Below are 14,785 nucleotides of genomic sequence, written 5' to 3' on the forward strand. Positions count from 1 at the left end.
AAATCATCAGTATTTTCCTGATTTTCATGATGATCCTCGCGATCTTCGGGCGTCTGCGCTTTCCCGGTCAGCAGACGTTGAAAAATATGAAATGTCCCAAATGCGGACGCTACAGAATAGGCAAGGGCCCTTGTGCCTGTGAAAAGGACAAATCCTGATGGATTTTATTTATGCGATTGCGGGTCTGATCATTCTTTTGATCGCGGGTGACATGTTGGTGCGCGGGGCGGTGAACCTGTCGCTGCGCCTCGGCATTCCCGCACTGATCGTCTCGCTGACCGTGGTCGCCTTCGGCACCTCCGCGCCGGAGCTATTGGTGTCGATCTCCGCAATCTTCGACAATGCGCCCGGTCTTGCGCTGGGCAATGTGATCGGTTCGAACACGGCCAACGTCCTTTTGGTGCTCGGCGTCCCTGCGATGATTTCGACCCTGCATGTGGTCGATAATTCCACCCGCGCCTCTTATCTACAGATGATCGCTGCCACCGTGCTGTTCATCCTTCTGGCGCTGCGCGGGACGTTTGACTGGATTGCCGGGGTTGTCCTTCTCGCTGCGCTCTTCTCCATGATCGGCCATGCGATCTATAAGGCCCGATGTCACCGCGTGGCGCAGCGCGATATCGAGGTCGATGACCTCGAAGGCGCTGACCCCGATATGCCGTGGTTCAAGATCATCGGCTTTTTGCTGGTCGGTCTGGTCGGGCTGCCTTTGGGGGCGGATATCCTTGTGGATGCTTCCACCAATATCGCCCGGGCCTTCAACGTCTCCGATGAGGTGATCGGCCTGACCCTCGTGGCGCTCGGAACTTCTTTGCCTGAGCTCGCAACGACCGTCATGGCGGCGCTGCGCAAACAAGCGGATGTGGCCTTTGGCAACGTCATCGGGTCGAACATGTTCAACCTCTTGGGCATCATCGGGGTGTCGAGCCTCGTCGGTAAGCTGCCCGTCGATGCGGACCTTATGGATTTCGATATCTGGGTGATGCTCGGGGTGTCGCTTCTGCTCGGTCTCTTCGTGCTCAAACGCATCGACATCAACCGTCTTTGGGGTGCGGTGCTTTCCGCCCTATATATCCTCTACGTTCTGGCTGTGCTGGGCTGACAGGCCCGCTCAAAACCAGCCGTGATATGATCGACGGGTGTTGAGGAGGGATTATGACGCCGCGAAAAGCGCTTGTGACCGGAGCAGGGCAACGGCTCGGACGGGCTATGGCCTTGTCTCTTGGCGAGATGGGGTTTGACGTCGCGGTGCATTGCAACCGCTCCACGCATGAGGCGGCGGAGGTGGTCGAAACCCTTCGTGGAATGGGGCGGCGCGCAAGCGTCTTGCAAGCCGACCTTTTCGACGAGGCGCAGGTTGAAACCCTTGTGCCGCGCGCTGTGGAGGCCTTGGACGGGGCTTTGACGCTTCTGGTCAACAACGCCTCCCTGTTCGAGGATGACACGCTTGAGACGGCGACCCGGCAAAGCTGGGACCGCCATTTCGAAAGCAACCTGCGCGCGCCTTTCGTGCTGACCCAGATGTTCGCCGCCCAAGCCCCCGCGCCGCATCTCCAGCCCGATGGTCGGCCATTGTCGCAGGCGCTCGTGGTGAATATGATCGACCAGCGCGTGCGCAAGCTGACGCCGCAGTTCATGTCCTACACGCTGGCGAAATCTGCCCTCTGGACCCTGACCCAGACGGCGGCACAGGCCTTGGCTCCGAAAGTGCGTGTCAATGGCATCGGCCCCGGCCCGACCTTGCAAGGCGCGCGGCAAACCCCCGAGGACTTTCGCGACCAGCAAAAAGCCACCCTTCTGGAGCGCGGGGCGGAGCCGTCAGACGTGACGGCGGCCCTGGCTTATTTGGTCTCTGCGCCTGTGGTGACGGGGCAGCTAATCTGCCCTGACAGCGGTCAACATCTGGCATGGGAAACGGCGGATGTGAGGGGAAGTGAGTAAGGGCTTCTCACCTATTCAACCAAAAGTTTTGCACGCCGGCCTGAATTGTTTCATTTCCGTTACTAAAATGTAAATAATTTCAATGGGTTGTGTGTGATTGTAAAAAATTCCATTTGAAAACAATGGGTTAAAAATAGGTCTGTTTTTTGTGCAAATGGGCGAAATCACATGAAATCATGGGAAAATGGCCGTTCACGAAAACTTATAGGCAGGGTTATCCACAGAAATGGTGGATGAGTTTCCTCTTGCCCTCAGACCGATAAGATTGCAGCCAGAGGGGGAATCAAAGGCAGGCACATGGACGACGTAAACGGGACCGACAAAAACGATCTGCAAGACGCTCTGCCAGGGCAGGACGCGCACAGGGATGTGCCGCGCGGTCACGCCGTGATCGACGCCTATGTGAAGCAGCTCGACGGCTCGCCGGGGGTCTATCGCATGCTCGATCCTGAGCATAACGTGCTCTATGTCGGCAAGGCGAAGAACCTTAAAAACCGCGTGTCGAGCTATGCCCGCCCGTCCGGCCATTCCGCGCGTATCGCCCGGATGATCTCGGAAACCTCTCAGATGATGTTCCTGACGACCCGGACGGAAACCGAGGCGCTGCTTCTCGAACAGAACCTGATCAAACAGCTCAAGCCGCGCTACAACGTGCTTCTGCGCGACGATAAGAGCTTTCCGAATATCATGCTGACGAAGGACGGTGAGTTCCCGCAGCTTGCGAAACATCGCGGCGCGCGCAAGCGCAAGGCGTCTTATTATGGCCCGTTTGCATCGGCCTCTTCGGTCAACCGCACGATCAACCAGTTGCAAAAGGTCTTTCTGCTCCGCACCTGCGCCGACACGGATTTTGAGAGCCGGACGCGTCCTTGCCTTCAATACCAGATCAAACGCTGCACCGCGCCCTGTGTCGGAAAAATCTCCAAAGAGGATTACGCCGAGCTTGTGAATGAGGCGGAGCGCTTTCTGCAGGGCCGCCATTCCGGTCTTCAGGAAAAGCTCGCCCATGAGATGCAGGAAGCCTCTGATGCGATGGAGTTTGAACGCGCCGCCGCCTTCCGCGACCGGATTCGCGCCTTGACGCAGGTCCAGACGGCGCAGGGCATCAACCCGCGCACTGTGGGCGAGGGCGATGTGATCGGGCTTCATATGGAAGGCGGGCAGGCCTGTGTGCAGGTCTTCTTCATCCGCGCGCATCAGAACTGGGGCAACAAGGATTTCTATCCGAAAACCAACGGGGCCGAAGCCGAAGAGGTCTTGGCGGGGTTCATCGGGCAATTCTACGAGAAGCGCGATCCGCCGCGTCAGCTGATCCTGTCCCATGACATTGAAGAGCGCGAGCTGATGGAAGCCGCGCTCTCGGAGAAAGCCGGTAAGAAAATCGAAATCCTCGTCCCCCAGCGCGGCGAGAAACAAGAACTTGTCGCCTCAGCTTTGCGCAACGCCCGTGAAAGCCTTGGACGCAAAATGTCCGAAGGTGCGGCGCAGGAGAAACTGCTCGAAGGTCTCAAGGAGGCCTTCGATCTGCCCCGCGTGCCGCAGCGGGTCGAGGTGTACGACAACTCGCACATTCAGGGGGCCCATGCCGTCGGTGCGATGATCGTTGCAGGGCCGGAAGGGTTCATGAAGAACCACTACCGCAAATATGACATTCGCGGTGACGACATCACGCCGGGCGATGACTTTGGCATGATGAAAGAGGTGCTGACCCGCCGTTTCAAACGCCTGTTCAAGGATGACCCCGACCGCTCCAAGGGGCTCTGGCCCGATCTCCTGCTGATCGACGGCGGCGCGGGGCAGGTCTCTGCGGTGCATGAGATTATGGTGAAAGAGGGTGTGACCGACATTCCGATGATCGGCGTTGCGAAAGGCATCGACCGCGATCAGGGCAAGGAAGAGTTTCATCGCATTGGTCACCGCGTCATGGCGCTGCGCCGCAACGATCCGGTGCTCTATTTCATCCAGCGCATGCGCGACGAGGCGCACCGTTTTGCCATCGGCACCCACCGCGCCAAACGCTCCAAGGCGATGGGCCTCACAAAGCTCGACGACATCCCCGGCATCGGCGCGACGCGCAAACGGGCGCTTCTGGCGCATTTCGGTTCTGCCAAGGCGGTGGAGGGCGCGAACCTTGCCGATCTCAAGGCGGTGGACGGAATTTCCGAGAAAGTGGCGCAGACCGTCTACGACTTCTTCCATGAGCACGGGTGAGGGAGTAAGGAGAAGACCATGACATGGAACCTGCCCAATATCCTCACCGTCTTCCGGCTGCTCTGTGCGCCGGGGGTGGCCCTCGTTTTCCTGATCCTGCCGCGCCCCGTGGCTGATTGGGCCGCGTTGATCCTTTTCGCTGCGGCGTCCATCACCGATTTCCTTGATGGCTATCTGGCGCGCAAATGGGACCAGATGTCGAAATTCGGCGCTATGCTCGACCCGATCGCCGACAAGGCCATGGTGGTGACGGCGATCGCGGTTCTGACCATGCTCCATGGTGCGAATGCTTTGATTGTCATCCCCGCCGCATTCATCCTTCTGCGCGAAACCTTTGTCTCCGGCCTGCGCGAATTTCTCGGGGATACCGCCGGGACGTTGAAAGTCACCAAGCTCGCCAAATGGAAAACCACGTTCCAGATGGTCGCCATCGCCGTGCTTTTTGCCTATGGTGCGACGGATGTTGCGCCGGTCTTCACCCTTGGCATCGCGATCTTCTGGATTGCGGGGCTTCTGACCGTGATCACCGGTTGGGATTATCTGACCAAGGCCATGCCCTTCCTGCGTGACAGCCATGAAGATTGAGGTGCTCTATTTCGCATGGGTGCGCGAACGCATCGGCGAGCCCCGCGAAACGGTGGAGACCTCTGCCGCGACGGTGATGGGGCTGGTCGAAGAGTTGAAGGCGCGCGAGCCGCGCTACGATCTGGCGTTTTCCGATCTCAAATCCCTGCGCGTGGCGCTGGATCAGGAGTTGACCGACTTCGACGCCTCCTTGGACGGTGTGCGCGAGGTGGCGTTCTTTCCGCCGATGACGGGGGGGTAAAATGCGGATCACCGTCCAATCCGAAGATTTCGATCTCGCTCAAGTGCTCAAAGGCTTTGGCAAAGCGCCCAACACCGGCGCGACGGTCAGCTTCACGGGGCTGGTGCGGGACGACACCGGCACGCTCGATCTCATGGAGATCGAGCATTACCCCGGCATGTGTGAGGCCGCGATTTCCAAGATTGCCGAGGAGGCCGCGCAACGCTGGTCCCTCACCGACTGCCTCGTGATCCACCGCTACGGCAAACTGCGCCCCGGCGATCAGATCATGATGGTCGCCACCGCCGCCCGGCATCGGGTCGAGGCCTTCGAGGCTGCCGAATACCTCATGGACTACCTGAAATCCCGCGCCCCCTTCTGGAAAAAAGAAGTGACGCGCGACGGCGCCGATTGGGTCGCCGCGAAAGAGGCCGACGAGGACGCGCTCAAGCGCTGGTAGGCTTAGGTTCTGTAACGCAAGGCTTCGACAAATCGCGTGAAGGCCGGGGAGGCCAGTCGCCGGTTCGGGTAGTAGAGGTGATAGCCCTGAATGGGCGGACACCAATCGCTCAGCGCCACCTGCAACCGTCCATCGTCGAGATAGGGTTGCGCCATGTCCTCCGGCACAAAGCCCAACCCATGCCCGTCGAGCGCCGCGTGCAGCACAGAATGGATACTGTCATAGGTCAGTTGCCCGCCGACCCGGACCTCCATCTCATGCCCGTCTTTTTCAAACTCCCAGGCGTACAGCCCGCCGAGTGACGTTAGCCGCAGATTGATGCAGCGGTGATCGGTCAACTCTCTGGGATGCTGCGGCGCGGGGTGCTTGGTGAAATAGTCCGGCGTACCAACCACGAGAAATCGCCAATCCGGCCCGATCCGCACGGCGATCATGTCCTTGCTCACAGATTCGCCGAGCCGCACACCCGCATCGAAATGCGCGCCGACGATATCGACCAGCCCGTTGTCGATCGACACTTCGACATTGATGTCCGGGTACTCCGGCAGGAACCGCGCGAGCATTGGGCGCAGGAGCGTCTCCGCAGCATGCTCGCCCGAGCTGACCCGCAAAGTGCCCGCCGGTTTGTCGCGCAATTCGCTCAGGGCGTCGATCTCCGCGTGGATCTGGTCGAAATGCGGGGCGATGGAGCGGAACAGCCGCTCCCCGGCTTCCGTCGTCGCCACGCTTCGGGTCGTGCGCGCCAGAAGGCGCAGGCCGAGCCGTTCTTCCAGCGCTCGGATCGTATGGCTCAGGGCGGAGGAGGACACACCAAGACGTGCTGCCGCCTTGGTAAAGCTTTGCGCTTCGGCAACAGCGAGGAATGCCCGCAATTCTCCCAATTCATCTCGCGCCATTACTGAATACAGCTCACTAGTTCATCCCAATTATATCCTCTAATCGAATAGCGCGTCCGGCCCTAGATATCCATCAGAATTGATAAGACTGGAAAGGATGCACCATGGAAATCATCCGTGCAAATGATCTGCCCAAGATGGCGGGGCCGAGTGACTGGTTCACCGGGGCGGTCGAAGTCGAGATGTTGTTCAACGGGTTCGACAAGGACCGCGTGCAAGGTGCAAGTGTCACGTTCCAACCCGGCGCACGCACCGCGTGGCACACGCACCCGCTCGGCCAGACCTTGATTGTGACCGCAGGTGTCGGGCGGGTTCAGCGGCTCGGTGGGCCGATTGAGACCATTCACACCGGGGACGTGGTTTGGTTCGCGCCCGGTGAGAAACACTGGCACGGCGCGGCCCCGGACAGCGCCATGACCCACACCGCCATTCAGGAAGTCGAGAACGGTGAGGTTGTCGACTGGATGGAGCATGTCTCCGACGAAGATTACGGCGCCTGAGCGCGCGGATCGAACTCCCGAAAAGGAAAAGACCAATGATCAAAGATAAAGTTGTCATCATCACCGGCGCATCGTCGGGTATTGGCGAGGCCACCGCCAAAGAGATCGCGGCCAAGGGCGCAAAAGTCGTGCTGGGTGCGCGCCGCGAAGACAAGCTTCGCCAAATTGCCGAAGACATCACAGCCGCAGGCGGAGAGGCGATCTATCAGGCGCTCGACGTCACCAAGCCCGAGGACAATGCCGCCATCGTCGCGCGTGCCAAGGAAAGCTTTGGCCGTGTCGATGCGATCTTTCTGAACGCCGGGATCATGCCGGTCAGCAATGTCTCTGCGCTCAAGACCGATGAGTGGAAACAGATGGTCGATGTGAACATCAATGGCGTTCTGAACGGCGTTGCCGCCGTGATGCCGGAATTTCTGGCGCAGAAGTCGGGGCATATTCTTGCGGTGTCTTCCGTCGCCGGTCTCAAGGCCTATCCGGGCACTGCGATCTATGGCGGTACCAAATGGTTCCTGCGCGACTTCATGGAAGTGCTGCGGATGGAAGCGGCGATGGAAGGCACGAACATCCGGACCGCGACGCTCTACCCGGCAGCGATCAACACCGAGTTGCTTGGCACAATCACCGATCAGCAGGCGGCGGACGGGATGCAGGGGCTTTATGAGACCTTCGGCATTTCGCCGGATCGGATCGCCAAGGTGGTAAGCTTCGCCCTCGATCTGCCGGAAGATACGACGGTGAACGAGTTCACGGTTGGTCCGGCAAGTCAGCCTTGGTGAGAGCAGGGGAGGCCATCGTTCTCCCAAGGTCGCCGTGTCGGTCCTGAGATCGACCGGACAGAGGCCCGGCGCTTTCGAGCGTCGGGTTTTTGCCCGACATCGTGCCCGACAGAAGTCCGACACATGTCCGACGCTTTGCCGACAGCAAAAACGCGGGGCTCAGCCCGCGTTCATCCGTTCGATATAGGCGCGAAGTTCTTCGGCCTCTTGCCGCGCTTCACGCAGCCCGTCCATCGCCGCACGCAGCTCTGCTTCGGTCTGATTTGTCTGCGTCGTCATCTCGGTTTCGCGGTTCTGGTAATAGGCAATCGCCTGATCGCGCTCTTCCTCGGCCTCGTGCAATTGCTGGGCCATGGTGTCGAGATCGTTCATCTCGCCCTGACCCACGCGCACGAAGCGGTGCACCAGCCAATGCGCGAACCAGCCCATCACGAAGGCGATGAAAAGTACGATCGCCGTGGCGATGATCAATTCGGTTCTGTTCATTCCGTTTCCCCGTCCTCTGCCGGACTTTCAGTCTCACCCGCCGCCTCCGTGGCGGTCTCTTCCTCTGCGCTCTCTGTATTGGCGGCCGTGTCGCCGGCCCCCGCTTGCGTCTCCGCCTCTGCATCTGCCGCTTCGGCGTCATCCATGTCCGGCTCATCCGCTCCGAGAAGCTTGAACTCGATGCGGCGGTTTTCCTCGCGGCCTTCCTCGGTGCCGTTGTCGGCAATCGGTTCGCTTTCGCCATAGCCTTTCGCGGTGAAGCTCACCCCGGCCACACGGCGCATCAAAAGCCCGTCGAGGACGGAATTTGCGCGTTGTGTCGAGAGGTTAAGGTTCATCGTCTCGCCGCCCTGACTGTCAGTATGGCCGCCGATTTCCATCTCGACATCTTCGCAATCCTTCAGCGCCTCGGCGATCTGGTCGAGCGTGTCATTGGCTTCGACATTCAGATCGAGGGAACCCGGATCGAACACGATTTTTGAGCTGGCGACGATCGCATTGGCGCGCGCAACGCATTCCTCAGGCGAGGGCAGGTTGAGGACCGGATCGAGCTTTTTCACATAGGTGACGTCGATGGTGAACTCTGCGCCATCGCCCAGCTTGCCGGACAGAATACCGGCAATCGCCGCTTTGGCGTTTTCATTGCCGGTCTCGCCACGAATTTCGACCGTGTCCTCGGTCATCACGGCAGAGCCGCGGTTCAACTCGCCCAGGGCTTCGATGGCCGCCATCGCGCGTGTCGCCCAACCCGCAGGGAGCGTGTCATCGACGCGCATGGCGGAGTAGACGGACTGCGACCCGAACTCGGCGCGGGCCAGTGCTTCGGTCGCTTGCTTGCTGCGCGCATCGGGGATGCGCCCGCGCAGTTGCGTCTGTCCTTCCGGGGAGCGGGTGACGATGAATTCCGGACGGGCTTCCTCCTCATCGGTAGCCTGCGTCTCCGGCAGGGTCGCATGCAGCGTGAAGGTTGACGGCAGGTCGGCTTCCAATTCGCCCACAACCGTGTCGAACACGGAGGCGGACGTGCCTTCTGCCGCGATCAGCCGGACGTCGCCGTCGGTGAAGGTGATGCTGCCTTGGCCCAGTTCGGACAGGGCGCGCATCCCTGTTTCGACCGCGACGGCCCATTGCGCCGATGGCGCGCCGAGGCCGACCGTGCAATGCGGATCGTCGATGCCGAGTGTCTTGGCGGCGGCCAGAAGACGCAGGTGGCCTTGCGGGGTCTCTGCGACACAGGCGACAAAATGCGGGCCGGTGTCGTCGATCAGGAACCGCGCAGTGAAGGGGGTGATCACCGGGCGCGGGGCGTCAATGTCGAGGCGCGTGCGGATCGCCTCTGGCAGATCGGCTTTCAGCTTTTTCTCGAACTCGGCCTTCTGAGCTTTGCTTTCGGCCAGCGCGGTGACGTTGATCTCATCTGCGGCCAGAGAGATTTTCGAGCGAGGCAAAAGCGCGATGGCTTCGAGCCCGAATTCCATCGCCTCCTCCCATGCCTCTGGCTGAGGGTAATCCGCCTGTTCCATCAGATCGGCGACGGAGCCGGTGCTGCTGGCCTTTTTCAGATGCTCGACGAAACGGGTGCGGTCCCAAGAGGAGGGTACGAGCCCGATCAGCGAGATGCCATTGTCGTTGCGCAGGATTTCGATGGAGAAGCGCGGGGCGGGAATGGATTCTTGCTGGATCACGCTCATCACGTTGATCACACGCGCCGGGTCGACCACGTGACCTGCGGCGCGTTGGGCGGCCAGCTGGGTCTGCTCATCCGGGGCAACGCCCGTGAGCACGATCTGAAGTCCGTCGCCCTCAACATCGACCCATTCATAGCCGTGCAGGTTCATCTGGTTCTTGACCGCTTTGGTCGAGGTGCTCTCGATGAACCGGGCGCCGATTGAGGCCCCGGCCAGACAGAGAATGGCACCAAGGATCAGCGCGGCGAAAACGGGCAGAAAGGTCGAAATACGCATCAAACAAAGAGGCCTGTTGTGGTGTGTGGGCTCTGTCTTAGGGGCATAGGGCCGTGGCTGCAATCAAAGGAAGATCGCAATGGCGAGAAACAGCGCAGCCAAAAGCCCCGTGTCGCGGTTGGCGCGGAACAGGTAGAGGCAGCGGTCCGGGTCTTCGGTGTCGAGCTTCGACATTTGCCACGTCATGTGAAGCCCCATCGCCCAAGGTGCGCCAAGCGCCACCACGAGGGCCAGAACGGAGCGACCCGACATGGCTTCGATGATGCCGCCCGCCATGAGGACGACGGTGATCACGAGAAAACGCTTGAGCCAGCGCGGGGTCTCTTCGCCGAACCGACGCGCGGTGGATTTCACCCCGATCAGCGCATCGTCCTCCTTGTCCTGATGGGCATAGATCGTGTCGTAGAAAATCGTCCAAGCGATGCCTGCGAGATAGAGGAACACAGGGGCGGCGGTCACTGTGCCGGAGACGGCGGCATAGGCCAGCAAAGCGCCCCAGTTGAACGCGATGCCAAGAAAGACCTGCGGCCACCATGTAAAGCGTTTGGCGAAAGGATAGACCGCGACGGGCAGCAGGGAGACGATGCCGAGGAGGATCGCAAGCTTGCCGAAGGTGAACAGGATCGCGCAGGCGATGAGGCTTTGCACGATCATCCATGTCGCCGCCTGTTTTACCGTGACTTGTCCCGAGGGAATCGGGCGGCTCTTGGTGCGTTCCACCTTGTCGTCGAAATCCCGGTCGGTGATGTCGTTCCACGTACAGCCCGCCCCGCGCATGAGCCAAGCGCCAAGCGCGCAGCCGATCATGATCCAGACTGTGCGCAGCGAGAGCGATCCGGTCTCCGCCGAGGCCAGCAAAGCGCCCCACCAGCAGGGGATGAGCAACAACCATGTGCCGACGGGACGATCTGCCCGAGACAGCCGAAGATAGGGCCGCGTCCAAGCGGGCGCGCGATGATCCACCCAATTGCCCTTGACAGCATCGGCCACTTGCCCGTTTTCTTCGAGCCCGGTCATCTCTGGCGTCGCGCGCTTATCGGTCATATGTAGGATCCATGGTTGAAGCAAAAATCAGGCTCTATGTAGAGCACCCTCTGGGCGAGGGGCAATCCATTCCTCTGGAACGGGAGCAGGCACATTACCTTTTCGGGGTGATGCGGCTGGCTCAGGGCGCATTTGTCGCGCTGTTCAATTCCAAAGATGGGGAGTTTGTCGCAGAAGTGACGGAAGCGGGCAAACGTGGCGGGGTTCTCACCTGTGTCGAGAAAACCCGCGAGTTGCAGATGCCGCCAGATTTGTGGCTTTTGTTCGCACCGATCAAAAAGGCGCGCACCGATTTCATCGTCGAGAAAGCCGCCGAGATGGGGGCCAAGCGCATCTGCCCCGTGGCGACCGATTTCACCAATTCAGAGCGTATCCGGCAGGATCGTCTGCAAGCGCACGCCGTCGAGGCCGCGGAGCAATGTGGCGGGACTTATGTGCCTGAGGTGGCGGATCTCGTGAAGCTCGACCGTCTGCTCTCGGATTGGGATGACGAGCGTCAGATCATGTTCTGTGACGAAACGCTTGTCGGCGCGGCCGAGGCGCTTGGCGCAAAAGAGGGCAATGTGAAGGGCGGCAAATGGGCCATCCTGATCGGTCCCGAAGGCGGGTTCTCCGAGGCGGAACGCAAGCGCCTCCATGCGTTGCCCTACGCCCATGCGGTTTCCCTCGGCCCCCGCATCCTGCGCGCCGACACGGCGGCGGTGGCGGCCATGACGGTCTGGCAACAACTGCTTGGAGACTGGTCGTGAGGCCAGAGATCAAAGCGCTTCTTTATCGCTGGCGCGAAGTGATCGTCGGGCTGGTGATCGTTGCGCTGTTCGCGTCCTGGGCGCTGTCGTCTTACGGCGTGATGCGTTGGATCGCGCTCACCGTGACGGGGATCGCAGTGATTTTCGCCATTGCCGCCGTGCAACGCGCGCGGTTCGCGCAGGGCGGTGGCGGTTTCGGGGCTGTCGAAGTGGACGAGGGTGTCGTCAGTTTCTTTTCACCGCTCAGTGGCGGGCAGGTCGAGATCGAAGCCATCACCTCCGTGACCCTCATTCCCGGCAATAAAGGACATGCGCATTGGCAGATCGACGCCTTCGGGCAGCCCTCCCTGACCATCCCGCTCAACGCCCACGGGGCGGAGGCGCTGTTCGATGTGTTCGTCGGGCTGGAAGGGCTTGAGACGGAGAAAATGCTGCGCGAGATCAAATCCCACCCGGAGCAGCCGGTGGTTATTTGGCGCAAACGCACAGCGGTTCTGCACTGAGAACACGGCTGAGAGCTTGCAGGTTGCATTGACTTCCCAAGGCCTTTGCCACATCTCTACCGAACCAAGAAAAGCTTCGGAGTATCCCTAAATGTCAATTCCTCAATCCGGCGGCGGCCCGATCGAAAGCTATGACGACCTCGTTGGATATTTCGAAGAGGGCTGCAAGCCGAAGGATCAATGGAAGATCGGCACCGAGCACGAGAAGTTCGGCTATTGCAAAGATAAGCTGATGCCTTTGCCCTATATGGGCGAGCGCTCGATCAAGGCGATCCTCGAAGGTCTGCAGGACCGCTACGGCTGGAACCCGATTTTCGAGGGCGAGCATCTGATCGGATTGGAGCAGAACGGCGCCAATGTGTCGCTGGAGCCGGGCGGGCAGCTTGAGCTCTCCGGCGCGCCTTTGGACAATATTCACCAGACCTGCGACGAGGTGAACGAACACCTCAAGGAAGTGCATGCGGTGGCCGATGAGATCGGCGCGCGCTTCATCGGTCTGGGCATGGCGCCGACGTGGACCCATGAGGATATGCCCTTGATGCCCAAGGGCCGTTACAAGCTCATGGACGCCTACATGGACAAGGTCGGTACCACCGGCACCCAGATGATGCGCCGCACCTGTACTGTGCAGGTGAACCTCGATTTCGCGTCCGAGGCCGACATGGTGCAGAAATTCCGCACCGCGCTGGCGCTGCAACCGGTTGCAACCGCGCTCTTCGCCAACTCTCCCTTCAAAGAGGGTGCGTTGAACGGCCATAAATCATGGCGCTCCTACATCTGGCGTCACCTCGACCCGTCGCGCACCGGCATGCTGCCGTTTGTGTTTGAAGACGGCATGGGGTTTGAGCGCTACGTCGAATACGCGCTCGATGTGCCGATGTATTTCGTCTACCGCGACGGCAAATATATCAACGCGCTGGGCCAGTCCTTCCGCGACTTCCTCAAGGGTGAGCTTCCGGCGATGCCGGGCGAAAAGCCGACGATGTCCGATTGGGCGGATCACCTCACGACGCTTTTCCCGGAAGCCCGGATCAAGAAATACATGGAAATGCGCGGCGCCGACGGTGGCCCGTGGCGTCGTCTCTGTGCGCTCCCGGCCTTTTGGGTTGGTCTGATGTACGACCAAAACGCGCTCGATGCGACCTCTGAGCTGATCAAAGGTTGGACGCCCGAGTTCCGCGAAGAATTGCGGGTTGCGGCCTCTGTTGATGCACTTCAAGCCGAGGTGGGTGGCGTCAAAATGATCGATCTGGCCCGTCAATGTGTCGAGATCGCCGAAACCGGTCTCAAGGCGCGCGGCCGTCAGGGCGCTGGCGGCATGATCCCGGACGAGACCCACTTCCTCAGCGCGTTGAAAGACAGCATCGAGAGCGGTCAGTCTCCGGCGGCTGAGCTGATCGACCGGTTCAACGGCGATTGGAATGGCGATGCCTCGAAAGTCTTCGGCGAATATTCCTACTAAGCTTTCGAACCGTTCGAATTGAAAAAGGGGCCCTTGCGGCCCCTTTTGTGTTGGTACTCCGGCTCTGTCGCAAACTTTTTTGAGGATTGAGGGCGGCCATTCTGTTGACACATTTATGCTGCGAGTCCTGCAAACTGCTGGAATGTGGTGCGCTCGTTGGTGTCGAGTTGCCCCTTTCGGATCATGTGCGCAACTTCGATCCCAGCCAGTGTAGCGTCGGCTGAATGGAAGGCCTTGAAGCCAAGCATGGGGCGCATGATACGTTTTATGAAACGGTGGTCCTGTTCCACGATGTTGTTGAGGTATTTGACCTGGAGGATCTTAATCGTGCTTCCAGAACCCGTGAACTTCAGGATGATGTTAACGCTTTCCAGGCCCGCCAGATTGGCGCCGCTCTTGTCAATTACGACCCGATCCGGCACGCCATTGGTGCCAATTGCCCGCTTGAAGAACCGCCGCGCCGAAGCCTTGTCGCGGCGTTCAGAGAGCATGAAATCAAGGGTTTTGCCTGTCTTGTAGACGGCTCGGCAATAATAAAGCGTTTCGACTTTAACTTGATCTATCACATAAAGTCGAAACGCCCGCTCCGCTTGGACGTTGCTCCGCGTTTCTGCTCAAACCCTGATTCAGGTTTAAGTAGAAACGCTTTAGGTCCACCGTCCCTGAACCTTGATGTAGGTTTCATCCATGCGCCAAGATATGGCGGTCGGCCGCTTCCGTGCTTGGGCATTCGCGGCGATCATGGGCGAGAACTTGATCACCCACCGGTTCAATGTCGCATGGTCAACGTCAGCCCCACGTTCAGCCATGATTTCTTCCAGGTCGCGATAGGAAGCGCCATATCGCACATAGAAATACACCGCGTACAGGATCACGCTTTTCGGATAATGGGCTCCCTTGAAATCAACCGACATCCAATACACCCTGCTGCTTGCTTGTTTGAGGACCATGTCGCAAAATCAGCCAACAAACGAAAGATCGAAAA

General features: G+C 59.8%; 15 protein-coding genes and 1 pseudogene. 11 read left to right on the plus strand and 5 right to left on the minus strand.

Annotated elements, in window-relative coordinates; translation table 11 throughout:
• Positions 1 to 157 precede the first annotated feature (157 nt).
• From ACYBHZ_RS14620 to ACYBHZ_RS14645, 6 genes are all read left to right on the plus strand, one after another.
• On the plus strand, positions 158 to 1,102 hold the full coding sequence (locus ACYBHZ_RS14620) for a calcium/sodium antiporter (protein ID WP_460275023.1): 945 nt from the start codon (positions 158 to 160) through the stop codon (positions 1,100 to 1,102).
• A 53-nt stretch (positions 1,103 to 1,155) separates the two neighbouring features.
• Positions 1,156 to 1,941, plus strand: a complete 786-nt coding sequence (locus ACYBHZ_RS14625) for an SDR family oxidoreductase (protein WP_460275024.1) — start codon at positions 1,156 to 1,158, stop codon at positions 1,939 to 1,941.
• A 297-nt stretch (positions 1,942 to 2,238) separates the two neighbouring features.
• Complete coding sequence (uvrC, locus tag ACYBHZ_RS14630) at positions 2,239 to 4,152, plus strand: excinuclease ABC subunit UvrC (protein ID WP_460275025.1); 1,914 nt, start codon at positions 2,239 to 2,241, stop codon at positions 4,150 to 4,152.
• 18 nt (positions 4,153 to 4,170) lie between these two features.
• A complete protein-coding gene (gene pgsA / locus ACYBHZ_RS14635; RefSeq protein ID WP_460275026.1) occupies positions 4,171 to 4,737 on the plus strand; it encodes a CDP-diacylglycerol--glycerol-3-phosphate 3-phosphatidyltransferase in 567 nt (188 codons plus the stop codon).
• Positions 4,727 to 4,978, plus strand: a complete 252-nt coding sequence (moaD, locus tag ACYBHZ_RS14640; RefSeq protein WP_460275218.1) for a molybdopterin converting factor subunit 1 — start codon at positions 4,727 to 4,729, stop codon at positions 4,976 to 4,978. The genes pgsA and moaD overlap by 11 nt, the downstream gene beginning before the upstream one ends.
• Position 4,979: 1 nt before the next feature.
• Positions 4,980 to 5,417, plus strand: a complete 438-nt coding sequence (locus ACYBHZ_RS14645; protein WP_460275027.1) for a molybdenum cofactor biosynthesis protein MoaE — start codon at positions 4,980 to 4,982, stop codon at positions 5,415 to 5,417.
• A gap of 2 nt (positions 5,418 to 5,419) precedes the next feature.
• On the opposite strand, the gene ACYBHZ_RS14650 is transcribed toward ACYBHZ_RS14645, so the two are convergent.
• Complete coding sequence (locus ACYBHZ_RS14650) at positions 5,420 to 6,313, minus strand: LysR family transcriptional regulator (RefSeq protein WP_460275028.1); 894 nt, start codon at positions 6,311 to 6,313, stop codon at positions 5,420 to 5,422.
• Between the two features lie 104 nt (positions 6,314 to 6,417).
• On the opposite strand from ACYBHZ_RS14650, the gene ACYBHZ_RS14655 reads away from it, so the two are divergent.
• Positions 6,418 to 6,813 (plus strand): (R)-mandelonitrile lyase, encoded by a 396-nt coding sequence (locus ACYBHZ_RS14655; RefSeq protein WP_460275029.1) that lies wholly within the window; start codon positions 6,418 to 6,420, stop codon positions 6,811 to 6,813.
• 35 nt (positions 6,814 to 6,848) lie between these two features.
• Entirely contained in the window at positions 6,849 to 7,592 is a 744-nt protein-coding gene (locus tag ACYBHZ_RS14660) for an SDR family oxidoreductase (RefSeq protein WP_460275030.1), read from the plus strand.
• 159 nt (positions 7,593 to 7,751) lie between these two features.
• Here ACYBHZ_RS14660 and ACYBHZ_RS14665 read toward each other — a convergent pair whose 3' ends face one another.
• The 3 genes from ACYBHZ_RS14665 to ubiA all read right to left on the minus strand — a co-directional run bounded on the left by ACYBHZ_RS14665 (position 7,752) and on the right by ubiA (position 11,086).
• The gene (locus tag ACYBHZ_RS14665; RefSeq protein ID WP_460275031.1) at positions 7,752 to 8,078 is read right to left on the minus strand and encodes a hypothetical protein; all 327 of its coding nucleotides are present in this window, start codon (positions 8,076 to 8,078) and stop codon (positions 7,752 to 7,754) included.
• Complete coding sequence (locus tag ACYBHZ_RS14670; RefSeq protein WP_460275032.1) at positions 8,075 to 10,042, minus strand: OmpA family protein; 1,968 nt, start codon at positions 10,040 to 10,042, stop codon at positions 8,075 to 8,077. The genes ACYBHZ_RS14665 and ACYBHZ_RS14670 overlap by 4 nt, the downstream gene beginning before the upstream one ends.
• A gap of 63 nt (positions 10,043 to 10,105) precedes the next feature.
• Entirely contained in the window at positions 10,106 to 11,086 is a 981-nt protein-coding gene (gene ubiA / locus ACYBHZ_RS14675) for a 4-hydroxybenzoate octaprenyltransferase (protein ID WP_460275033.1), read from the minus strand.
• A gap of 11 nt (positions 11,087 to 11,097) precedes the next feature.
• On the opposite strand from ubiA, the gene ACYBHZ_RS14680 reads away from it, so the two are divergent.
• The 3 genes from ACYBHZ_RS14680 to ACYBHZ_RS14690 all read left to right on the plus strand — a co-directional run bounded on the left by ACYBHZ_RS14680 (position 11,098) and on the right by ACYBHZ_RS14690 (position 13,800).
• Positions 11,098 to 11,835, plus strand: a complete 738-nt coding sequence (locus ACYBHZ_RS14680) for a 16S rRNA (uracil(1498)-N(3))-methyltransferase (protein WP_460275034.1) — start codon at positions 11,098 to 11,100, stop codon at positions 11,833 to 11,835.
• Positions 11,832 to 12,338 (plus strand): hypothetical protein, encoded by a 507-nt coding sequence (locus ACYBHZ_RS14685; RefSeq protein ID WP_460275035.1) that lies wholly within the window; start codon positions 11,832 to 11,834, stop codon positions 12,336 to 12,338. The genes ACYBHZ_RS14680 and ACYBHZ_RS14685 overlap by 4 nt, the downstream gene beginning before the upstream one ends.
• Before the next feature lie 91 nt (positions 12,339 to 12,429).
• Complete coding sequence (locus ACYBHZ_RS14690) at positions 12,430 to 13,800, plus strand: glutamate--cysteine ligase (RefSeq protein WP_460275036.1); 1,371 nt, start codon at positions 12,430 to 12,432, stop codon at positions 13,798 to 13,800.
• 113 nt (positions 13,801 to 13,913) lie between these two features.
• On the opposite strand, the pseudogene ACYBHZ_RS14695 reads toward ACYBHZ_RS14690, so the two are convergent.
• A pseudogene (locus ACYBHZ_RS14695) lies at positions 13,914 to 14,714 on the minus strand (IS6 family transposase).
• Positions 14,715 to 14,785 lie beyond the last annotated feature (71 nt).

It is taken from the genome of Celeribacter sp. ULVN23_4 (assembly GCF_054788345.1).